The organism is Providencia rettgeri (assembly GCF_013702265.1).
Taxonomy (GTDB): domain Bacteria; phylum Pseudomonadota; class Gammaproteobacteria; order Enterobacterales; family Enterobacteriaceae; genus Providencia; species Providencia zhijiangensis.
Map to the genome: position 1 here is coordinate 1,271,426 of NZ_CP059348.1, position 20,256 is coordinate 1,291,681.

At 42.8% G+C, this 20,256-nt stretch carries 21 protein-coding genes, 3 tRNA genes and 1 other RNA gene; 20 read left to right on the forward strand and 5 right to left on the reverse strand.

Annotated features, from left to right (window positions below):
* Window positions 1-204: 204 nt before the first annotated feature.
* The 15 genes from cydA (at window position 205) to H0913_RS05790 (ending at window position 9,916) form a co-directional block, all read left to right on the forward strand.
* Entirely contained in the window at window positions 205-1,773 is a 1,569-nt protein-coding gene (cydA, locus tag H0913_RS05720) for a cytochrome ubiquinol oxidase subunit I (RefSeq protein WP_154604644.1), read from the forward strand.
* Between the two features lie 14 nt (window positions 1,774-1,787).
* Complete coding sequence (gene cydB / locus H0913_RS05725; RefSeq protein WP_154604645.1) at window positions 1,788-2,927, forward strand: cytochrome d ubiquinol oxidase subunit II; 1,140 nt, start codon at window positions 1,788-1,790, stop codon at window positions 2,925-2,927.
* Between the two features lie 12 nt (window positions 2,928-2,939).
* Complete coding sequence (gene cydX, locus H0913_RS05730) at window positions 2,940-3,062, forward strand: cytochrome bd-I oxidase subunit CydX (protein WP_006660445.1); 123 nt, start codon at window positions 2,940-2,942, stop codon at window positions 3,060-3,062.
* Window positions 3,063-3,067: 5 nt separating this feature from the next.
* Window positions 3,068-3,355 (forward strand): cyd operon protein YbgE, encoded by a 288-nt coding sequence (gene ybgE, locus H0913_RS05735; RefSeq protein WP_132494279.1) that lies wholly within the window; start codon window positions 3,068-3,070, stop codon window positions 3,353-3,355.
* A 135-nt stretch (window positions 3,356-3,490) separates the two neighbouring features.
* The gene (ybgC, locus tag H0913_RS05740) at window positions 3,491-3,886 is read left to right on the forward strand and encodes a tol-pal system-associated acyl-CoA thioesterase (protein ID WP_036947785.1); all 396 of its coding nucleotides are present in this window, start codon (window positions 3,491-3,493) and stop codon (window positions 3,884-3,886) included.
* Window positions 3,883-4,566 carry a Tol-Pal system protein TolQ gene (gene tolQ / locus H0913_RS05745; protein ID WP_036947783.1) on the forward strand — a complete coding sequence of 228 codons (684 nt, stop codon included), beginning with the start codon at window positions 3,883-3,885 and terminating at the stop codon, window positions 4,564-4,566. Before ybgC ends, tolQ begins: the two co-directional genes overlap by 4 nt.
* A gap of 18 nt (window positions 4,567-4,584) precedes the next feature.
* Window positions 4,585-5,010: a colicin uptake protein TolR gene (tolR, locus tag H0913_RS05750; protein ID WP_154604646.1), complete on the forward strand. Its 426-nt coding sequence runs from the start codon at window positions 4,585-4,587 to the stop codon at window positions 5,008-5,010.
* Window positions 5,011-5,080: 70 nt separating this feature from the next.
* On the forward strand, window positions 5,081-6,223 hold the full coding sequence (tolA, locus tag H0913_RS05755) for a cell envelope integrity protein TolA (RefSeq protein ID WP_181478129.1): 1,143 nt from the start codon (window positions 5,081-5,083) through the stop codon (window positions 6,221-6,223).
* A gap of 144 nt (window positions 6,224-6,367) precedes the next feature.
* On the forward strand, window positions 6,368-7,660 hold the full coding sequence (gene tolB, locus H0913_RS05760) for a Tol-Pal system beta propeller repeat protein TolB (protein WP_036947763.1): 1,293 nt from the start codon (window positions 6,368-6,370) through the stop codon (window positions 7,658-7,660).
* Between the two features lie 43 nt (window positions 7,661-7,703).
* Complete coding sequence (gene pal, locus H0913_RS05765; protein ID WP_006660438.1) at window positions 7,704-8,201, forward strand: peptidoglycan-associated lipoprotein Pal; 498 nt, start codon at window positions 7,704-7,706, stop codon at window positions 8,199-8,201.
* Window positions 8,202-8,223: 22 nt separating this feature from the next.
* Window positions 8,224-9,006, forward strand: a complete 783-nt coding sequence (gene cpoB / locus H0913_RS05770; protein WP_154600186.1) for a cell division protein CpoB — start codon at window positions 8,224-8,226, stop codon at window positions 9,004-9,006.
* A 205-nt stretch (window positions 9,007-9,211) separates the two neighbouring features.
* Window positions 9,212-9,287: transfer RNA gene (locus tag H0913_RS05775), tRNA-Lys, on the forward strand.
* A gap of 170 nt (window positions 9,288-9,457) precedes the next feature.
* Window positions 9,458-9,533, forward strand: a tRNA-Lys gene (locus tag H0913_RS05780).
* 34 nt (window positions 9,534-9,567) lie between these two features.
* Window positions 9,568-9,643 (forward strand) — tRNA-Lys (locus H0913_RS05785).
* 144 nt (window positions 9,644-9,787) lie between these two features.
* Window positions 9,788-9,916: non-coding RNA, RtT sRNA (locus H0913_RS05790), on the forward strand.
* Window positions 9,917-9,974: 58 nt separating this feature from the next.
* Here H0913_RS05790 and H0913_RS05795 read toward each other — a convergent pair.
* A complete protein-coding gene (locus H0913_RS05795) occupies window positions 9,975-10,850 on the reverse strand; it encodes an aminoglycoside 6-adenylyltransferase (RefSeq protein WP_181478130.1) in 876 nt (291 codons plus the stop codon).
* A 239-nt stretch (window positions 10,851-11,089) separates the two neighbouring features.
* On the opposite strand from H0913_RS05795, the gene nadA reads away from it, so the two are divergent.
* The 3 genes from nadA to aroG all read left to right on the forward strand — a co-directional run bounded on the left by nadA (window position 11,090) and on the right by aroG (window position 14,336).
* Entirely contained in the window at window positions 11,090-12,130 is a 1,041-nt protein-coding gene (gene nadA, locus H0913_RS05800; protein WP_181478131.1) for a quinolinate synthase NadA, read from the forward strand.
* Between the two features lie 95 nt (window positions 12,131-12,225).
* Window positions 12,226-12,948 (forward strand): nicotinamide riboside transporter PnuC, encoded by a 723-nt coding sequence (pnuC, locus tag H0913_RS05805; RefSeq protein ID WP_154604649.1) that lies wholly within the window; start codon window positions 12,226-12,228, stop codon window positions 12,946-12,948.
* A gap of 332 nt (window positions 12,949-13,280) precedes the next feature.
* Window positions 13,281-14,336 (forward strand): 3-deoxy-7-phosphoheptulonate synthase AroG, encoded by a 1,056-nt coding sequence (gene aroG / locus H0913_RS05810; protein WP_154628668.1) that lies wholly within the window; start codon window positions 13,281-13,283, stop codon window positions 14,334-14,336.
* Between the two features lie 69 nt (window positions 14,337-14,405).
* On the opposite strand, the gene H0913_RS05815 is transcribed toward aroG, so the two are convergent.
* The 4 genes from H0913_RS05815 to modE all read right to left on the reverse strand — a co-directional run bounded on the left by H0913_RS05815 (window position 14,406) and on the right by modE (window position 18,849).
* On the reverse strand, window positions 14,406-15,146 hold the full coding sequence (locus H0913_RS05815; RefSeq protein WP_181478132.1) for a hypothetical protein: 741 nt from the start codon (window positions 15,144-15,146) through the stop codon (window positions 14,406-14,408).
* Window positions 15,147-15,322: 176 nt separating this feature from the next.
* On the reverse strand, window positions 15,323-16,075 hold the full coding sequence (gpmA, locus tag H0913_RS05820) for a 2,3-diphosphoglycerate-dependent phosphoglycerate mutase (protein ID WP_036950561.1): 753 nt from the start codon (window positions 16,073-16,075) through the stop codon (window positions 15,323-15,325).
* A 373-nt stretch (window positions 16,076-16,448) separates the two neighbouring features.
* Window positions 16,449-17,927 (reverse strand): molybdate ABC transporter ATP-binding protein ModF, encoded by a 1,479-nt coding sequence (gene modF / locus H0913_RS05825; protein ID WP_181478133.1) that lies wholly within the window; start codon window positions 17,925-17,927, stop codon window positions 16,449-16,451.
* 133 nt (window positions 17,928-18,060) lie between these two features.
* Window positions 18,061-18,849 (reverse strand): molybdenum-dependent transcriptional regulator, encoded by a 789-nt coding sequence (modE, locus tag H0913_RS05830; protein ID WP_154604653.1) that lies wholly within the window; start codon window positions 18,847-18,849, stop codon window positions 18,061-18,063.
* A gap of 190 nt (window positions 18,850-19,039) precedes the next feature.
* Between modE and H0913_RS05835 the strand changes: the two genes are divergently transcribed.
* Window positions 19,040-19,192, forward strand: a complete 153-nt coding sequence (locus H0913_RS05835) for an AcrZ family multidrug efflux pump-associated protein (RefSeq protein ID WP_154604654.1) — start codon at window positions 19,040-19,042, stop codon at window positions 19,190-19,192.
* 277 nt (window positions 19,193-19,469) lie between these two features.
* Window positions 19,470-20,246 carry a molybdate ABC transporter substrate-binding protein gene (gene modA, locus H0913_RS05840; protein WP_036950547.1) on the forward strand — a complete coding sequence of 259 codons (777 nt, stop codon included), beginning with the start codon at window positions 19,470-19,472 and terminating at the stop codon, window positions 20,244-20,246.
* The last annotated feature ends 10 nt before the right edge of the window (window positions 20,247-20,256 follow it).

Sequence of the window (20,256 nt, forward strand, 5' to 3'; positions counted from 1 at the left end):
GAATTCAAATCTGAATCACGTAAAAGAAGTTTATTGTATGTGAAGATAGGCGTACTATTATTATGGTAGGTTTTTTCTTTTACTTTTGTTAATTATTTGTTGTTTTGAGGCATTTTTTGCTGGTAGTTAAGAGGCTTTCCTGTTTAACACTGGAAGCTGGGTTGCCGCAAGTCGGTGTCTTCCTGCTAGGAGCAAGGAGTCAAGATGTTTGATATTGTCGAACTGTCACGATTACAGTTTGCCTTAACTGCGATGTATCACTTCCTGTTCGTTCCATTAACGCTCGGTATGGCGTTTTTGCTTGCGATTATGGAGACGGTATATGTGCTGTCTGGTAAACAAATTTATAAAGATATGACTAAGTTCTGGGGCAAGTTATTTGGTATTAACTTCGCTCTGGGTGTTGCGACTGGTCTGACTATGGAGTTCCAATTCGGGACTAACTGGTCATACTACGCCCACTATGTTGGAGATATCTTCGGTGCGCCTCTGGCAATCGAAGGTCTGATGGCATTCTTCTTAGAATCTACCTTTGTTGGTTTATTCTTCTTCGGTTGGGATCGTTTAAGCAAAACTCAGCACCTTGCGGTGACTTGGTTAGTTGCTTTAGGTTCTAACTTCTCTGCGCTGTGGATTCTGGTTGCGAACGGTTGGATGCAAAACCCTATCGCTGCAGACTTCAACTACGAAACAATGCGTATGGAAATGGTTAGCTTCTCTGAGCTAGTCCTGAACCCAGTTGCGCAAGTTAAATTCGTTCACACAGTTGCTGCTGGTTATTGTACTGGTGCCATGTTCATTCTGGGTATCAGCTCTTACTATATGCTTAAAGGTCGTGACTTGGCATTCGCTAAGCGCTCTTTTGCAATTGCTGCAAGCTTTGGTATGGCTGCCGTTCTTTCTGTTATCGTTCTTGGTGATGAATCAGGTTACGAAATGGGTGACGTGCAGAAAACGAAGCTGGCCGCTGTTGAAGCAGAGTGGGAAACCCATGCGCCTCCAGCTGCATTTAACCTAATCGCATTCCCAAGCAATGAGAAACAAGAGAATACATTCTCTATCTCAATTCCATGGGCGATGGGTATTATTGCAACGCGTTCTATCGACACGCCAGTATTAGGTCTGAAAGATCTGATGAAGCAACACGAAGTCCGTATCCGTAACGGTATGGTTTCTTATGGTCAATTACAACAGCTGTTAGCTGGTGATAAGAGCCCAGAACTGCGTGCTGCGTTCGAAGCAAGTAAAAAAGACCTTGGCTATGGCCTTCTGTTAAAACAATACACACCAAACGTTGTTGATGCGACAGAAGAACAAATTCAGAAAGCGGTTAAAGACAGTATTCCTAATGTTGCACCACTGTTCTGGGCATTCCGTATCATGGTTGCAGTCGGCTTCGCGTTACTGTTAATCATCGGTTGGTCATTCCTGTCAGTTGTTCGTAACCGTATTGGTAAGAGCAAACTGCTGCTTCGTCTGGCTCTGTTTGGTATTCCATTACCATGGATTGCTATTGAATCAGGCTGGTTCGTGGCGGAGTATGGTCGTCAACCGTGGGCAATTGGTGAAGTGTTACCGGTTTCGGTCGCACACTCTAACTTAACCCCACAAGACCTGATCTTCTCTATGGCTCTGATCTGTGGTCTGTATACACTGTTCTTGATTGCCGAAATGTTCTTAATGTTCAAATTCGCTCGCAAAGGGCCTAGCAGCCTGAAAACCGGTCGTTACCATTTTGAACAGAAAAATAGTTCAGCACACGACGTTCAGTAAACAGGAGTCCACTTATGTTTGATTATGAAGTTCTTCGATTTGTGTGGTGGATCCTTATCGGCGTACTGCTGATTGGATTTGCCGTCACGGATGGCTTTGACATGGGCGTAGGCTTCTTATTACCTATCTTAGGTAAAACAGATACTGAACGCCGCGTTATGATTAACTCAGTCGCACCGCACTGGGATGGTAACCAAGTTTGGTTAATCACAGCGGGTGGTGCAATGTTTGCTGCATGGCCTCAGGTTTATGCTGCTTCATTCTCTGGCTTCTATGTCGCTATGATTTTGGTATTAGCTGCATTGTTCTTCCGTCCGGTTGGTTTCGACTACCGTTCTAAACTGGAGAACCCAAAATGGCGTAGCATGTGGGACTGGGGTCTGTTCATCGGTGGTTTCGTGCCTCCGTTAGTTATCGGTGTTGCGTTTGGTAACCTGTTACTGGGTGTTCCACTGCAAATCGATAACCAACAGTATCTGACTTATACAGGTAACCTGTTTGGTCTGCTGAACCCATACGGTCTGTTAGCTGGTGTTGTCGGTTTAATGATGATTGTTACCCAAGGTGCAACTTATCTGCAAATGCGTACAACGGGCGAACTGCACTTACGTACCCGTAAAGCAACTTACATCTGTGCGTTTATCACTTTAGCTGCTTTTGCTGGTGCTGGCGTATGGTTAGTGATGGGTATCGATGGTTATGTTGTGACTTCAACGATTGATACATTAAGCCCGTCTAACCCACTGAACAAAACTGTAGAAGTTGTTTCTGGTGCATGGTTAACTAACTTTAATACGTATCCAATCCTGTGGGCTTTACCTGGCCTGGGTCTGGCATTACCACTGTTAACGATGATTGCAACTAAAGCAGATAAAAATGGTTGGGCGTTCCTGTTCTCCTCATTGACTATCGCGTGCATTATCTTGACATGTGGTGTTGCAATGTTCCCATTCGTCATGCCTTCAAGCATCATGCCAAATGCAAGTTTGACCATGTGGGATGCGACATCTAGCCTGTTCACTCTGCAAGTTATGACTGTTGTTGCTATCATTTTTGTTCCAATCATCCTGTGCTACACCGCGTGGTGTTACTACAAAATGTTTGGTCGTTTGGACAAAAACTTCATCGAAAGCAACAAGCATTCACTGTATTAAGGAGCATAACATATGTGGTATTTCGCCTGGATCCTCGGCACTCTGTTAGCTTGTAGTTTTGCAGTGATTGCAGCATTAGCCCTTGAGCACTCTGAAAGTGCAAAAGAAGCTAAAACAGCTAAAGATGGTGAGTAAATAGTATGCTGATGGATAAATCCTATCAGCTATTAGGAAAGGGCCCGATAAGGGCCCTTATCCTTATATTAGCTTTAGTAACCGCTGGTGCAGTAATGTGGGATCCTTCCCTGTTTGCAGCAAATACCAGTGCATTTCCAATCTGGCAAGGTCTTCTCATGATATGGGCAACTTGCAGCGCCATCATTTTTGGAGTGGGTTTTCTACCCAATAAATTGACGTGGCGAGTGCTGTTCCACCCATTACCTGCAGCCATCATTCTTATCTGGGGACTTGTAAAAGTCTTTAGTTAATCTAAATTCAGATTGTGGGTCATGCGACCCGCAATTATTTTTGATATCTTTACCTGCAAAGTGATTCCAAAGCGGCACTGTCTTGCGTATAGTGACACCGTTAATTAATTTAACCTAAGACGGAGTGGTTTTTTTATGTTATTTCGCTGGCCTGTTCGCGTGTATTATGAAGATACAGATGCGGGCGGAGTTGTATATCATGCACGTTATCTGGCTTTTTTTGAGCGAGCAAGAACGGAAATGTTGCGGAATAAAGGTATTAACCAACAAAGTTTACTCGCTGAGAACCTTGGCTTTGTCGTCCGTAGTATGACAATCGATTTTATTAAGGGCGCTCGGTTAGATGACCTGCTGGAAGTGGAAACGGAAGTTGTTGAAATTAAACGTGCTTCTTTACTCTTTCAGCAAAGGTTAGTTGATTTGCAAGGTAACTTGCTTTGTGGGGCAACAGCCCTAATTGCTTGTGTGGACACATCTAAAATGAAGCCGAAAGCGCTTCCTAAGTCTATTGTCGCGGAGTTTAAGCAGTGACTGACATGAATATCTTGGATTTATTCCTAAAAGCGAGCCTATTGGTTCAGCTGATTATGTTCGTTTTGATCGGTTTTTCTATTGCATCGTGGGCGATTATTATCCAGAGAACGAAAGTTTTAAATGCCGCCACGCGCGAAGCGGAAGCATTTGAAGATAAATTCTGGTCAGGTATCGAGCTGTCCCGCTTATATAAAGAAAGCCAAGCTCGTCGTGATGCACTAGGTGGCGCTGAGCAAATTTTTTACTCTGGCTTCAAAGAATTTGTTCGCTTACATCAAGCAAATATTCATGCGCCAGATGCAGTTGTGACTGGTGCATCTCGTGCTATGCGCATTTCCATGAACCGTGAGTTGGAATCCGTTGAATCGCATATCCCATTTTTAGGTACTGTAGGGTCAATTAGCCCTTATATCGGTCTGTTTGGTACCGTTTGGGGGATCATGCACGCATTTATCGCACTGGGTGCGGTAAAACAAGCAACACTACAAATGGTTGCTCCGGGTATTGCGGAAGCTCTGATTGCAACAGCAATCGGTCTATTCGCTGCAATCCCAGCTGTTATGGCATACAACCGTTTAAACTTACGTGTGAATAAACTTGAGCAAAGCTACGATAACTTTATGGAAGAATTCCTCGCTATCTTGCATCGTCAAGCATTCTCGGCTGATAAGAAATAAGACGAGGGAGAAAAGCGAATGGCGCGCAATAGTAGACGCAGACGTGAGCTAAAATCCGAAATCAACATTGTTCCATTACTGGACGTATTGTTGGTGCTTTTGCTGATTTTCATGGCAACGGCACCCATTATCTCTCAGAGCGTGGAAGTTGACTTGCCGGATGCAACAGATACCCAAACCGTCTCATCCAGTGATAATCCCCCCGTCATTTTAGAAGTGGCGGGTGTTGATCAATATAATTTATTGGTCGATGGTGAGCGCATGGAATTACTACCACCTGAACAAATTTCAGCGGTCGCAAAAGAACAGTTAGAAAAAAATCCGAAAACGATTTTCCTAATTGGTGGTGCGAAAGAAGTTCCTTATGACGAAGTCATTAAGGCGCTGAATATGTTACACAGTGCCGGGATCAAATCTGTTGGTTTGATGACTCAACCTCTTTAATTTGCTGATGCCACTTTGAGAGTGGCGCAGATATAATTGAAAAGAATCGATTCTTTTTTTGGAAACCAGAGTGGGAAAGACAAAAGAGAAACAGGATGACTTGAAGCGCTCATTAATGATGTCAATTGGATTGCACATCTTACTGGTCGCTTTAATTGTTATAGGCTCTTTAGTGACTGTCGTCCAACTTGGCGGCGGTGGGGAAGAGGGGACTGTCATTGATGCAGTGATGGTCGACCCTGGTGCAGTTGTTGAGCAATATAATCAATCTCAACAGCAGCAAAAAAGTTCCCAGCAAGCAGCTAAAGAGCGTAAAGAACAGCAACAAAAACAAGATGCTGAGCTAAGAGAAAAGCAAGAGCAGGAACAAAAACGTCTGCAAAAACTTGAAGAAGAACGGATTCAAACTCAGCGAGAAACGGAACAACAGCAGAAACAAGCTGAAGAGCAGAAAAAGCAAGCCTTAGACGCAGCTAAAAAAGCGAAGGAAGAGCAAAAAATAGCGGAAGAAGCCGCTGCTCAAGCCAAAGCTGAAAAAGAAAAACTCGTGAAAGAACAAGCGGCAGCGAAAGAAAAAGCTGACGCACAAGCTAAGAAAGAAGCTGAAGCTGCTAAGGCTAAGGCAGAAAAAGAAGCTAAAGAAAAAGCGGAAGCGGACGCTAAAGCTAAAGCAGACAAAGAAGCTAAAGCCAAAGCGGATGCTGATGCTAAAGCAAAAGCTGAAAAAGAAGCTAAAGCTAAGGCAGATAAAGAAGCTAAAGAAAAAGCAGACAAAGAAGCGAAAGCAAAAGCTGCGAAAGCCAAAGCTGAAGCTGCGAAAAGCGCATCATCGGTTGATGATTTGCTGGGTGATTTAACTGCATCAGGACCAAGCAAGCAAGGTGGACAAACGGCTGCGGGTAGCGGTGGTGGTAAAAAATCAGGCGCATCGAATGCTGATGTTGATAGTTATGCCGGTAAAATTAAGGCTGCAGTTCAAAGTAAATTCTATGATTCAGAAAGTTATCGTGGACGTACTTGTGAATTGCAATTGAAGTTAGCACCAGATGGATTATTGGTGAATATTTCACCAAAAAATAATCCAGCAAATGATCCTGCGTTATGTGAGGCGGCAATGAGAGCAGCAAAACTTGCGACTATGCCAAAACCACCTAGCAGAGAGGTCTATGATACGTTTAATAAATCGGGTAGCACATTGGTATTTAAGCCTTGATTTTCAATAACTCAGAGCAGTCTGTATTGTAAATTTTGAGGCAATGTAATAAATAGTTTGTGTGCTATCTAGTTTTGTTAGTATACCTTTGTTAAAATTCAGCGAATTATTGCGGTGGTGAATATCGCAGTAAGGGAGATTAGGATGAAGCATGCGTTTAAAATAGTTCTCGGGTTCTTAATGCTATGGGCTACCGTTGCTCAGGCAGAGATCCGTATTGAGATTACTGAAGGTGTTAACTCAGCTCAGCCAATCGGCGTTGTCCCATTTAAATGGGCTGGCGCAGGTGCACCACCACAAGAAGTGGGCGGAATTGTTGGTGCTGATTTACGCAATAGCGGTAAATTTAACCCTATTGAACCAAGTCGCATGCCTCAGCAACCAGGCACGGCTTCAGAAGTGACGCCAGAGGCTTGGACTGCGTTAGGTATTAACGCGGTTGTTGTTGGTCAAGTTCAACCAGCAGCTGATGGTAGCTTTGTTGTTAGCTATCAGTTAGTGGATGTTGCCGCTAACCCAGGTGCAGTTTTAGCGCAAAACCAATTTAAAGTGACCAAAGATTGGTTACGCTATGCGGCGCATACTGCAAGTGATGAAGTATTTGAGAAATTGACTGGTATCCGTGGTGCTTTCCGTACGCGTATTGCTTACGTGGTGAAGACCAACGGCGGTCAATATCCGTTTGAATTACGAGTTTCTGACTATGACGGTTTTAACCAATTTACGGTTCACCGTTCACCAGAACCTTTAATGTCGCCAGCTTGGTCACCAGATGGCCAAAAGATTGCGTACGTAACGTTTGAAAGTGGTAGTTCTGCGCTAGTTATCCAGACTCTATCAAGTGGTGCCGTTCGCCAGGTTGCATCATTCCCACGTCATAATGGGGCACCTGCATTCTCACCAGATGGGACTAAACTAGCTTTTGCTCTGTCTAAGACAGGCAGCCTGAATTTATATGTGATGGACTTAGGTAGTGGTCAAATTCGTCAAGTAACAGATGGTCGTAGTAATAATACTGAACCAAGCTGGATGCCGGATAGCCAAACTTTAGTTTATACCTCTGATCAGGCAGGACGTCCGCAGATTTATAAAATGAATATTAATGGTGGTAGTCCTGTGCGTGTTTCCTATGAAGGATCGCAAAATCAGGATGCTGATGTAAGCCCGGATGGAACTTTCTTAGTGATGGTCAGCTCCGGGGGCGGTCAGCAGCATATCGCCAAACAGGATCTGGCAACGGGTAACGTTGAATATTTAACGTCAACGTTTCTAGATGAAACGCCGAGTATCGCACCTAACGGCACTATGGTAATTTATAGCTCCTCTCAAGGCTTGGGGACTATATTGCAGCTAGTTTCGACCGACGGGCGTTTCAAAGCGCGTCTTCCGGCAACCGATGGACAGGTTAAATTCCCTGCCTGGTCGCCGTATCTGTGATGCATAATAATAATGTGTGGCAAAAATATTAAGGATCAAAACGATGCAACTGAATAAAGTGCTTAAAGGGCTGATGATCGCATTACCAATCATGGCAGTCGCAGCTTGTAGCTCTAACAAAAACAACGACCAAACTGGTGACGATTCTTCTATGAATCAAACTAACACTGGTCTGTCTGCGGAAGAGCTGGCACGTCAGCAAATGGAACAACTGCAACAGAACAACACTGTTTACTTTGGTTTCGATAAATACAACGTATCTCCAGAGTACGCTGAAATGTTAGATGCACACGCAGCATTCCTGCGTAGCAACCCATCTGTACGTGTTGTTGTTGAAGGCCATGCGGATGAGCGCGGTACTCCAGAATACAACATCGCACTGGGCGAGCGTCGTGCTAACGCAGTTAAAATGTATCTGCAAAGCAAAGGCGTTTCAGGTGACCAAGTTTCACTGGTTTCTTACGGTAAAGAAAAACCAGCTGTGTTAGGTCACACTGAAGCAGACTACGCGAAAAACCGTCGTGCAGTCATTGCATACTAATAGATAAGCGAAATTATCTATTATGAACAGTAACTTCAGACAATTACTAGTTGGTCTGTCGTTATTGGTTGGCGTAGCGGCCCCTTGGGCCGCTATTGCCCAAGCGCCAATCAACAATGTCGGATCGGGTTCTTCCGCAGACCGCCTCACTCAACTTGAGACAGCTGTTAGCTCTCAAGGTCAAATGATTTATCAAATCCAGCAGCAATTAGCCGATAACCAACGTGATATTGATATGTTACGTGGACAGATTCAAGAAAGTGAATACAAATTGAATCAGGTTGTTGAGCGCCAAAAAGATTTGTATATGCAATTAGACAAAGCGAGTGGTGGTGATTCTTCAAGCTCTTCAGATGCAACTGATACTAGTGCATCAAATGCGCAATCATCTTCTTCAGATACGCCAGCTGCAAGCTCCGGCGGTAATGAAAAAGATGATTACAATGCAGCTGTTAAACTGGCGATGGAAAGTAAGTCCAAAGCACAGATTGACGAAGCGATTGGTGCATTGCAAGGGTTTATCAAAGCATATCCAAAATCTGGATATCAATCGAATGCCAACTATTGGCTAGGACAGTTAAACTACAACAAAGGTAGCAAGGATGACGCCGCATTCTACTTTGCGACTGTAGTTAAGCAGTATCCGAAGTCTCAAAAAAGCAGTGAAGCCTTATTTAAAGTGGGCTTGATCATGCAAGATAAGGGACAGAAAGATAAAGCGAAGGCTGTTTACCAGCAGGTATTACAACAATACCCAAATAGTTCTGGTGCAAAACTTGCAGAGAAGAAGCTCAGTACACTGTAATTGATAACCCCGAAGCGATGTAGCCGAATATTTCGGGGTTATCCGTATGTTTAGTGTGCACTTAATCTTTTTTTTTAAAAAAACCATTGCACCCTCGTCAGAAATCAGTAATATAAGCCGCCGTTGATACGAGAAAGCGCGGGTTGATAAATCCGAGTCATATCAGCAAGAATCGATTAAACATTGATTCTAAAAACATTTAGATGGGTCGTTAGCTCAGTTGGTAGAGCAGTTGACTTTTAATCAATTGGTCGCAGGTTCGAATCCTGCACGACCCACCATCTAAAAGCAGTAAATAGTTCAAGCAGTTCAGATGGGCCGTTAGCTCAGTTGGTAGAATTGTTAACTGTTAATAAGATGGTTGCAGGTTCAGCCCGTAGGGTGAGACCGAAGGTCGAAGAATCCTGTACGTTCTCGACATTATATTAGTACAGAAAATCAAAAATTAGATGGGTCGTTAGCTCAGTTGGTAGAGCAGTTGACTTTTAATCAATTGGTCGCAGGTTCGAATCCTGCACGACCCACCATCTAAAAGTAGTAAACAATTCAAGTATTTCAGATGGGTCGTTAGCTCAGTTGGTAGAGCAGTTGACTTTTAATCAATTGGTCGCAGGTTCGAATCCTGCACGACCCACCATCTCAAGTAAAACTCCAGTGATTGAATCATACCTCGACAAGATGGTTGCAGGTTCAACACGAAGTGTCAGTTCGAAGAACTGAAATCCTGCACGACCCACCATCTCAAGAAAACTCCTCAATCACAAACAACTCTGTCATTTGCATATTGTACGTTGAGTGCGGGTGAGAAGCTGCGTTCAGGTTCGAGCCGAGCGAAGCGAGACAGCGTTGCGCTTGCCGCAACGACCCGAAGGGCGAGGGCAAAGCCCGAGTAATCCTGCACGACTATCTCTTTCTGTACTCTTAGAAAATCCCAAAAAACCAGCATTCCCTCGCCAGCCTAATACCATTTATTCCAGATTTTCAGGAATTAACCCATTATCCTTTAAGATCCCGATAACGATTTCTTGCACTTTTAAACCCACCGCACGGTTATCTTGATAACCAAACAGTTCAATGGCCTCAGTCATCGCTTCCATAAAATGACCCATCAAGCAATGTAGAGATAATGCAGCTTTTTGCGCAGTACCGCAGTCAAAAATCGTTTCAGTGGCTTGGATAACATGCTCTGGCATCCATTGTTGGTAATGTTTACCGTTATACCAAACATCGTGTTGTGTATTTCCATGAGCAACAGTTTGCTCAAGTAAACTGAGAAAGAAACGTTTCATGTCAGTACTTCTTGACCAAGCGCTCCATAGCTCATTACGCGTTAATGCAATTGCCACTTGGTGAGCTTCAAACCAAAAATCCGTAATCAGCTCATTAAACTGATGCCCACTCAACGGCGCGGGCTTTAATGCGCTAGGGTTGGGTGACGGTAGTGCATCTGTGATCCCAGTTTTATCTAATAGCACCATAAAACCACGTGAGTAAGTACTATCTAACCCTTGTTGCTGCATTTTGAGTAATCGAGAAGGTTCTGCAAATGTAAAATCAACTTTGCGTTCTTCTTCATAAATCACTAAACAGGTGGGATTTTCTGGCTCATTTTCACCACCATTTTCTAAATGTAATGCGATTAATGGATTGGCAATAAGGCTAACCCATTGCTTATCATTGAAAAGTGCAGTCACACCATGACCAATAAGTTCAATATCAATGTCTGAATAGCCATCGATGTCTAATTCTCGTCCTCTAGAGCCCGTCAGTATGACGGCTTCAATTCTAGGTTCGAGTAATGAAATAGAAATTATTTTATTTAATAGCGTTGCAGGTGATTCCATAACTAACCTATTGGAGTTAACAGAAGCCGCTAAGATACCGACAAATGAGGAGAAAAGCGAAAAACAAATCGTGAAAAAGGGCGCTACGGTAAAATCATTCGCTCATTGATGAAAAGGTTGGAGACATCTTAGCCAAATAAGCGTATCGTGTTTAGTATATAAAACAAAAATATGCAGAATTAGGGGTTTTATGAATATTTTTAAGCATAAAATAACTTTCTGCTAAACAGAGGCAAGAAATGAGCGAGTTTATCGATTTTGACCATGCTGTTTATCCTTTTCCTCCTAAACCAGCACCGTTAAATACCGATCAGAAAGCGTTTTACCGTGAGCGCATTAAACAATTATTGGTCGAAAAAAATGCGGTGATTGTCGCGCATTACTATACCGATCCTGAAATACAAGCATTAGCGGAAGAAACCGGCGGCTGTGTTGCTGATTCTCTTGAAATGGCGCGCTTTGGCGCTCGGCATGATGCATCAACCCTGGTTGTTGCTGGCGTACGATTTATGGGGGAAACAGCCAAAATCCTAAGCCCAGAAAAAAATGTCTTGATGCCAACACTCGACGCACAATGCTCGTTGGATATTGGCTGTCCAGATGAAGAATTTACCCGCTTTTGTGATGCTCACCCAGATAGAACGGTGGTGGTTTATGCGAATACCTCCGCAGCGGTAAAAGCCCGTGCAGACTGGGTTGTGACATCCAGTATTGCAGTAGAGCTGATTGAGCACTTAGACAGCCTCGGAGAAAAGATTATTTGGGCGCCGGATAAGCACTTAGGGCGCTATGTTCAGCAACAAACGGGCGCGGATATTCTGTGCTGGCAAGGGGCCTGTATCGTTCACGATGAATTTAAGACCCAATCATTAGAGAAAATGAAAGCCATGTACCCTGAAGCGGCGGTACTGGTTCACCCTGAGTCACCCCAAGCTGTTGTTGATTTGGCGGATGCGGTTGGTTCCACGAGCCAACTAATTAAAGCTGCACAAACATTACCGAATCCATCCATGATAGTGGCGACTGATAAGGGCATTTTTTATAAAATGCAGCAAGCATGCCCAGATAAGTCACTGTATATCGCTCCAACGGCAGGTGAGGGGGCCACATGCCGTACTTGTGCTCATTGTCCTTGGATGGCGATGAATGGCTTACAGGCAATTACAGAGGCCTTAGAAGGCAATGGTATCGAGCATCAAATACATGTAGATGCACAGTTGCGTGAAAAAGCCCTATTACCATTGGATAAAATGTTAAAGTTTGCAGAAAGTCTAAAATAACAACCAAGAATACGCGGTTTAATTTCAAATAAGTTAACTGTGTGATATTGATGAGCAATGCTATTTTAACTATGAATGATAAATAGGATTTAAAAATGGAGTTTTTTAGCACCGCAAATACGTTAGTGCAGATCCCTGTATGGGGTTCTGTGTATGATCTGTCTTATATTGAAGCCGTAGGGACGATCGCGGGTTTATTGTGTATTTTATTGGCAAGCTTCGAAAAAACCATTAACTACTTATTTGGTCTGATTAACGTGACCTTATTCGCAGTGATTTTCTTTCAAATTCAGTTATATGCTAATTTGCTTTTACAGGTGTTTTTCTTTGGTGCCAATATTTATGGTTGGTATGCTTGGAGTCGAGTATCAAACTCTCAAGAAGCCGAGTTGAAAATCCGCTGGCTAAGCCTTCCTAAAGCGTTAACAACGCTAGTCATCTCTGTGTTAGCTATCATTTTCCTCACCTTTAATATTGATGCGGTATTTGGACGCCTTGCGACTTGGGCCGTTGAATTATTAAACCTCTTTGGTGCTAATTTAACCTTACCAACAATAGACCCAGATGCTTTCCCATTCTGGGATTCCACGATGACGGTGTTATCTGTGGTTGCGATGATTTTAATGACCCGCAAGTATGTCGAAAACTGGCTACTCTGGGTGGTGATTAACGTTATTAGCATTGTGATTTTCTTTATCCAAGGCGTGTATGCAATGTCACTGGAATATTTAATTCTGCTTGGCATTGCATTGAATGGTTCTCGGTTGTGGATCAAATCCGCGAAAGAAAATGGCTCAACGGCGTTATCTCGTGACTAAGCCTCTTGTTGGGTCAGTTACTCAATAGGAAAAAATGCAAAAAACGGCTAAAGTAACATCATCGTTATTTAGCCGTTTCTTTATATTTTTACTCTGTATTATCCCTCAACTGTTTAGCTATTGTGCTAGATATCACAGTTTCACCTCATTTTATAATTGGAAGCGGAATAATGAGTGATTATCTCGCCATTTTGGCTGTTTACAGATGACTGGGGAACAGTTAGATTGAAATTTCGATACCTGTCGCATTTTAAGTTAATTGTTAGCTATTGAGACTCAAAAAGGTATGTAACTCAACTTTAGGAAAAATAATAAACATTGGATATACCAGTATGAACTATCAGAACGATGACGTCAGAGTAAAACAAATAAAAGAATTATTACCCCCTATTGCACTGCTTGAAAAATTTCCAGCAACCGATAAAGCGGCGTTTACCGTTCATGAAGCTCGTCATGCTATTCATAATATCCTAGTAGGGAAAGATGACCGTCTTGTGGTTGTTATTGGCCCTTGTTCGATTCACGATACAAAAGCGGCTTTAGAGTATGCCGAGCGCTTGAAAAAATTACGCGAAGAGCTAAAAGGTTCTTTAGAAATCGTGATGCGAGTTTATTTTGAAAAACCGCGTACTACCGTCGGTTGGAAAGGGTTAATTAACGATCCTCATATGGATCACAGCTTTGATATTAACGAAGGCTTACGTATTGCGCGTGAATTGCTGTTAACAATCAATGACCAGGGTTTACCAACGGCAGGTGAATTCCTTGATGTGATCAGCCCACAATATGTGGCCGACTTAATGAGTTGGGGCGCTATTGGTGCGCGTACGACTGAATCGCAAATCCACCGTGAATTAGCTTCTGGCTTGTCTTGCCCGGTTGGGTTTAAAAACGGAACTGATGGCACGATTAAAATTGCGATTGATGCCATTAACTCAGCACGCTCGGCGCACAGTTTCTTATCGGTCACTAAATGGGGGCACTCTGCTATTGTGAATACCAGCGGAAACCCTGACTGCCATATTATTTTGCGTGGTGGTAAAACGCCAAATTACAGTGCTGAACATGTTAAAGAAGTGCGTGAAGGACTGACGAATGCAGGGCTTATCCCAAGCATTATGATCGACTTTAGCCATGCTAACAGCAGCAAAAAGTTTGAAAAACAGATGGAAGTTGCAACGGATGTCAGTGCACAGCTGAGCAATGGTGACCGTTCAATTACGGGCGTTATGATTGAAAGCCATTTAGTTGAAGGTAATCAGAATTTAGAATCTGGCGAGCCTTTGGTTTACGGCAAAAGTGTCACGGATGCATGTATTGGCTGGGATGATACGGAAAAAGTTTTACGACAGTTATCCGATGCAGTAATTGCACGTCGCCAGAAGTAATTAATAAAAAACGCGTTTAAAATCTGAAAAAAGCCAGTTCGTTAATTTAGGAACTGGCTTTTTTTGTGATTATTTCTGCACTCGGCTTAATAATTTTTCAATGCTTGCTTGATCTTCAGGCGCCATATTTGCAGGATTAGCAGAGAGCTGAATATCTGAACCATCCACTTTGGCTATGAAAAATAATTTTCCTTTTTCACTTTTTACGTAGAACACATCTTTGAGTGGAATACGGTAGCAATAAGCAAAGATATTCGGGCGAATATAAAAATGCGCATCTTTAATTGCTAAGTAGGTACTAGTGCTGGCTTTTTTACCAAAGAAACCTAAGAAAACGGCCAGTACGAATACAAACATACCTAGGCTTTGGCTTAATATAATCAATACAATACCTAAAATCGCAATCGGGAATACCATCATTGTATTGCTGCGTTTATTCATCGGGATACTGACGTCGAAAGGGACATTGATGGTGGTATCAAATGGCGTGAGTTGGTGGTAGCGCCAGCGAATGGCAGAAAAGACCATCCCCATCGCAAATACAATAGTAATTGGCATGAGTGCGACGCTGCTGATCACGGCAAGAACAATGGCGAATGTAGGTTTATAATTGAGTACCATCATACTGACGATTTGCAGTGGGAAGCTGACACACGCAATAATCATCAATGTTTTCATCAGCTCAGGGTTTGCACTCCCCGCAGGTCCTTCAAGGGTCATTTCCCCCGTTTGTAACATATACAGTAGCGCACCTAAAATACTGGCGCTGAGGATTAACCCCACCCAGACATAAAGATTAAACTTATTCATTTTCTTGATTTATCAACCTTTCAGTGAATTTTTCCCTATGATAGTCGGTTATCGGTATTTTCGACACTCCGAGGTGATGGATTTTATAATCAAACTCGAAAAATAAAGAAAAATGCCAATAAAAAAGGGCTAAGCCATTGGCTTAACCCTCAATAGGCATAAAGAAAAGTTAGTAATTACTTCGCTTTACCTTGGTTTGCAACCGCGGCTTGTTTTGCTGCGATTTCATCTTGGTTACCCAGATAGTAGCGTTTGATTGGTTTCATGTTCTCATCGAACTCATAAACCAGTGGCACTGCTGTTGGGATGTTCAGGTTCAGAATCTCTTCTTCACCCATGTTGTCCAAGTATTTAACCAGTGCACGCAGTGAGTTACCGTGAGCTGCGATGATCACTTTCTCGCCTTTTTCAACACGTGGTTTAATCACTTCTTCCCAGTAAGGAACAACACGGTCGATAGTGGTTGCTAAGCTTTCAGTGACTGGCAGTTCAGATGGTTTCAAGTTTGCGTAACGTGGGTCATGACCAGGGAAACGCTCATCATCTTTAGTCAGGTCTGGTGGAGTGATAGCAAAACCGCGACGCCACAGTTTTACTTGCTCATCACCGTATTTTGCAGCAGTTTCTGATTTATCTAAACCTTGCAGTGCACCGTAGTGACGCTCGTTTAGTTTCCAGCTTTTTTCAACTGGCAGCCATTGCTGTTCAACTTGATCCAGAATGTTCCATAAGGTGTGGATAGCACGTTTTAGAACGGAGGTATAAGCGAAATCAAAAACAAAGCCTTCTTTTTTCAGCAGTTGACCTGCATTTTTGGCTTCTTCACGACCTTTTTCTGACAGTTCTACATCAGTCCAACCGGTGAAGCGGTTTTCTTTGTTCCACTCACTCTCACCGTGTCTTACTAAAACCAGTTTAGTTACAGCCATAGCTAAAACTCCTATCAGTACATTCAAATTAGAAATGAATTATTGCTGACCTACATTATAGGGATAGTCGCCCCGAACGCTAGTGACAACATGACGTTTTCTCAGTTTTAAGCCAAAAAAATCAATAATATCTAGGGATTAGTGATTTTAATTTAACTTAAGGTTAGGCGAAACGATTTAGTTTATTAGGTGTTTTAGCACCGTGTCACTGACTCAGTAAATCAGAAGGTATGGCATAGATTTAACCCTAAGTGAATCGATACAGCAAGTGAAAAATTTAATAATAATATGTGCTGGATTAATTTATTGGGGAATTTGATAAGCGGTAATAAATGATGCTGGTAAGTAAATACTTACCAGCAAGATAACGGGGTTATAGTTCTGAGACGACTTCAATATCGTAGTGGTATTTATCCCCATCAGGAACAAATTTCAGTCGATGGGTAATACACGATGGAGCATCTTCTTGGTGATGTGAAACAAACAATAGCTGAGTATTTCCTCGGCTAAGCATAATATCGATAAAACGCAGAACCAGCAGGCGATTTAGCCCATCAAGCCCTTGAAGAGGTTCATCCAAAATAAGCATGGTAGGGTGTTTAACCAAAGCGCGAGCAATCAGAATTAATCGCTGTTGGCCCCACGATAAGCTATGAAATGGTTGTTGAGCCGTTTGTGGCGCAAATCCAAGTAGTGCTAGCCATTCATAAGCTAATTGAACTTGGCGGTCTGAAGGTGTTTGATACAGACCAATGGAGTCATGGAAACCGGAAATAATGACGTTGAGTACACTGGTTGCCACACGATATTCTTGATGAATACTGTTACTGACATAGCCAATATGGCGCTTAATATCCCAAATCGTTTCTCCACTGCCGCGACGGCGTCCAAACAAGGTTAAATCATTACTATAACCTTGAGGATGGTCACCAGTGATCAGGCTTAATAGCGTGGATTTACCTGCACCATTTTCACCAATGATCTGCCAGTGTTCTCCGGGATTAACTTGCCAGCTTAGCCCATGCAAAATGGGTTTATCGTTGTAGCTAACGACGCCATTATTTAAAACAATACGTGGTGTCTCTTTATCAAGCGTATCTTCAAGAGTTGGGTCTTCTTGTTCAGGAATAGTAAGTTGCTTGATTTTTTCGCTGTGCTGTAGCTGGTGGATCAGCGTGTTAGCAAGCACTGACTCTCTCTCGCCACTTAGAGTGAGTTTACAGTCAGCGACAACACCAATGTGCTCAACAAAATCGGGGATCTCATCAAAGCGGTTGAGCACCAATACGACAGTGAGTCCTTTATCATGCAGGCTAAAGAGCAGTTCGCTAAGGTTGCCTCGTGAATAAATATCTAAGCCATCAAAGGGTTCATCGAGGATCAGTAAGTCTGGAGAACCCATCAACGTTTGGCACAGTAGGACTTTGCGAGTTTCCCCCGTAGACAGGTATTTAAAGCGACGTGATAGCAAATCGCTGATACCAAATCTAGCCGCAAGCTCTAAGCACAATTCATTATCTTTATGATGAAGTTGAATAATCTCCGCGGCAGTAAAGCCAGTATCTTCTTCATCGTCACTGAGTAAGTCGGTATTATTACGTTGCCACTCTTCTGCGATGATTTTTTGTAGCTGCTCAAAAGAGAGGCGAATAGGGGATTTGAAGCCGCTTTGGGTGATACCGGAAAGGGATTGCAACTCCCCAGAGAGTACGCGTGCTAGCGATGACTTTCCGCTACCATTGGCACCAATAAAAGCCCAGCTTTCACCCGAATGAATTTCGAGATGAGGAATATCGAGCGTTTGGGTTTCGCTCAGTTTAAAGCACCCATTTTGTATTGTTATCGAGCTCATTTAGCTTCCTTATCATTGACCTGCCTGCTATCACAAATAATCAGGTTTACAAGTAAAGTCAATAAGTCGACATGAGAGGAAGCTAAAAAATAGTGAATCAGGGACAATATTAGGGGCATTAACCCCTAAAAATCTAGCAAAGTGTAGCGATAATCACTTGATCAGCATTAAATAGCGCTGTAATTGGATCGTTAATCGCCAGCTTTAACGCATCAACTTCTTGATTTGATAAGGTGGAGCAGAGTGTTTCTCCACCCGCTAAAGTGACAAGGATTTCGCTGTTTTCAGGGCCTCTTTCGAGGGTTGAAACGGTGCCTGAGAGTTGATTATCAAAATGGGTTTCGCTTGGTTTCTTGGTCAGTTTGACCCACGGCGCTTTAATCAGGGCGAGGACTTCTTTTCCTTCAACTAAGCCAAGGCGGTTAGCGCTAGATTCGGTGAGTGCGGCGTTAATGACGGTTTTCTTGTCGGCCAGTTTCACTTGAACGTGCTGTAAAACATGGTTGTGATCTCGTGCAATCAGAGTGCCGAAAAACTGGTTGCGGGCACTGGTTTGTAATGAAAAGCGAGAAATTGCAGCGAGCAGGCTATCAAGAGGAAGGCTATCATCTTTGAGCACATCAAAAGCTTTTTGTTGAATTTGCCCCAGTAAATCATAGAGCTGGATTAATCTTTCCCCATACTGGGTGAGCGTGGTTCCGCCACCACCTTTGCCTCCGGTTGATCTATCCAACAGAATGTCATCAGTGAGTTGGTTCATTTCATTGATGGCATCCCACGCACTTTTATAGCTGATCCCTGCAAGTTTAGCACCTTGGCTAATTGATCCTGTCGCTTTTATTTGTTTTAGTAAAGCAATTCGGCGAGGGTCGGCAAATAAACTTCCCTGTAGCTTCAATGTAAGTAAGATTTCGGCCTGCATTGTTAAGATCTCCCTGCTAGGATTGTGGCGGCAAAGGCAAAAAGCACGTTTCGTATCTTGCTAGTATAATAATTTGTCTAAAATAGTATGCAATATAATGCTATTGTGCGTTATTATTTTCATTGTATCGATTTTTCCCTCGTCAGCGTATCAGAATGCTGGTGAGCACAGTATCACTGAAGAGGCTTAGATGTTAGAACTTATCAAAAGTTTGGGCTTTGCCCTGTTAATGGTTCCGGTTGTAATGGTAATGATCATGGGTCTGATCTATGGCTTAGGTTCATTCTTTAACCTATTGTCTAAAGCGCATGTCCCGCATCACCATCATGAAGAAAGAAAATAACCTTTTAAAGGTTTATTTTCGTGCTAATTATTGCCCTCTGGCTATTCCATAGTCGGGGGGCAAGTCATTTTTATCCCCTAAAAATCTGCCTGTTAACACCTTGTCATACTAGTCAACTTAAAACACTAATGTTGTCTATCCTCCTGTCGATATTATTGTTATGAGTTCGTAAATTCATCAATTATTGAGCTAGCACACCTTTATGCATTGTTTGACTTTAAGTTAACGCTATATCTTGATATATATAGCGTGTTAAATAATACAATGGTGGATTAACATGAAAAAAGGTTTGATATCTCTGGTTGCGGGTGCCACGTTAACACTGACTATGGCGGGTAATAGCTTCGCGGCTGAAAAAATTACCGTGTTTGCAGCAGCGTCACTGACTAACGCACTGAATGAAATTTCAGAGCAATATAAGAAAGAAACGAATGTTGAAGTGGTGGCTTCTTATGCTTCTTCTTCAACGCTGGCTCGCCAGATTGAGCAAGGTGCACCGGCAAATATGTTTATCTCTGCTGATCAGCAGTGGATGGACTTTGCGATTGATAAAAATCTGATGGTTAAAGACACCCGTTATACTTTATTAGGTAATGAGTTAGTGTTGATTGCACCGAAAGATTCAAAAATCGATAAAGTGGAAATTAACAAACAGACAGATTGGAAAAAACTGTTAGATGGCGGCCGCTTAGCAGTCGGCGACCCTGACCACGTTCCTGTTGGGATCTATGCGAAAGAAGCATTAACCTATTTAGGGGCTTGGGAAACGGTTGACCCATTATTAGCGCGTACTAACAACGTACGTAGCGGCATGGCGCTAGTTGAGCGTCAAGAAGCACCATTAGGTATTGTGTACGGCTCCGATGCTGTTGCAAGCCAAAAAGTAAAAGTAGTGGGTATTTTCCCTGCTGACACTCATAAACCTGTTGAATATCCAATGGGAATTGTGAAAGATCAGGATAATAAAGCGACCCGTGACTACTATGAATACCTGAAAACCCCTGCGGCTTCAGAAATATTCAAGCGTTACGGCTTCACTCCAAATCAAAAATAATTAAGAGATC

Excerpts from the sequence above, each read along its gene's own strand:
- cydB (WP_154604645.1), top strand. The coding sequence starts at position 1,788 with ATGTTTGATTATGAAGTTCTTCGATTTGTGTGGTGGATCCTTATCGGC.
- modF (WP_181478133.1), bottom strand. The coding sequence starts at position 17,927 with ATGAGCTCGATAACAATACAAAATGGGTGCTTTAAACTGAGCGAAACC.
- tolR (WP_154604646.1), top strand. The coding sequence starts at position 4,585 with ATGGCGCGCAATAGTAGACGCAGACGTGAGCTAAAATCCGAAATCAAC.
- gpmA (WP_036950561.1), bottom strand. The coding sequence starts at position 16,075 with ATGGCTGTAACTAAACTGGTTTTAGTAAGACACGGTGAGAGTGAGTGG.
- cpoB (WP_154600186.1), top strand. The coding sequence starts at position 8,224 with ATGAACAGTAACTTCAGACAATTACTAGTTGGTCTGTCGTTATTGGTT.
- H0913_RS05815 (WP_181478132.1), bottom strand. The coding sequence starts at position 15,146 with ATGAATAAGTTTAATCTTTATGTCTGGGTGGGGTTAATCCTCAGCGCC.
- cydX (WP_006660445.1), top strand. The coding sequence starts at position 2,940 with ATGTGGTATTTCGCCTGGATCCTCGGCACTCTGTTAGCTTGTAGTTTT.
- modA (WP_036950547.1), top strand. The coding sequence starts at position 19,470 with ATGAAAAAAGGTTTGATATCTCTGGTTGCGGGTGCCACGTTAACACTG.
- pnuC (WP_154604649.1), top strand. The coding sequence starts at position 12,226 with ATGGAGTTTTTTAGCACCGCAAATACGTTAGTGCAGATCCCTGTATGG.
- ybgC (WP_036947785.1), top strand. The coding sequence starts at position 3,491 with ATGTTATTTCGCTGGCCTGTTCGCGTGTATTATGAAGATACAGATGCG.
- aroG (WP_154628668.1), top strand. The coding sequence starts at position 13,281 with ATGAACTATCAGAACGATGACGTCAGAGTAAAACAAATAAAAGAATTA.
- H0913_RS05795 (WP_181478130.1), bottom strand. The coding sequence starts at position 10,850 with ATGGAATCACCTGCAACGCTATTAAATAAAATAATTTCTATTTCATTA.
- pal (WP_006660438.1), top strand. The coding sequence starts at position 7,704 with ATGCAACTGAATAAAGTGCTTAAAGGGCTGATGATCGCATTACCAATC.
- ybgE (WP_132494279.1), top strand. The coding sequence starts at position 3,068 with ATGCTGATGGATAAATCCTATCAGCTATTAGGAAAGGGCCCGATAAGG.
- H0913_RS05835 (WP_154604654.1), top strand. The coding sequence starts at position 19,040 with ATGTTAGAACTTATCAAAAGTTTGGGCTTTGCCCTGTTAATGGTTCCG.
- cydA (WP_154604644.1), top strand. The coding sequence starts at position 205 with ATGTTTGATATTGTCGAACTGTCACGATTACAGTTTGCCTTAACTGCG.
- tolB (WP_036947763.1), top strand. The coding sequence starts at position 6,368 with ATGAAGCATGCGTTTAAAATAGTTCTCGGGTTCTTAATGCTATGGGCT.
- modE (WP_154604653.1), bottom strand. The coding sequence starts at position 18,849 with ATGCAGGCCGAAATCTTACTTACATTGAAGCTACAGGGAAGTTTATTT.
- nadA (WP_181478131.1), top strand. The coding sequence starts at position 11,090 with ATGAGCGAGTTTATCGATTTTGACCATGCTGTTTATCCTTTTCCTCCT.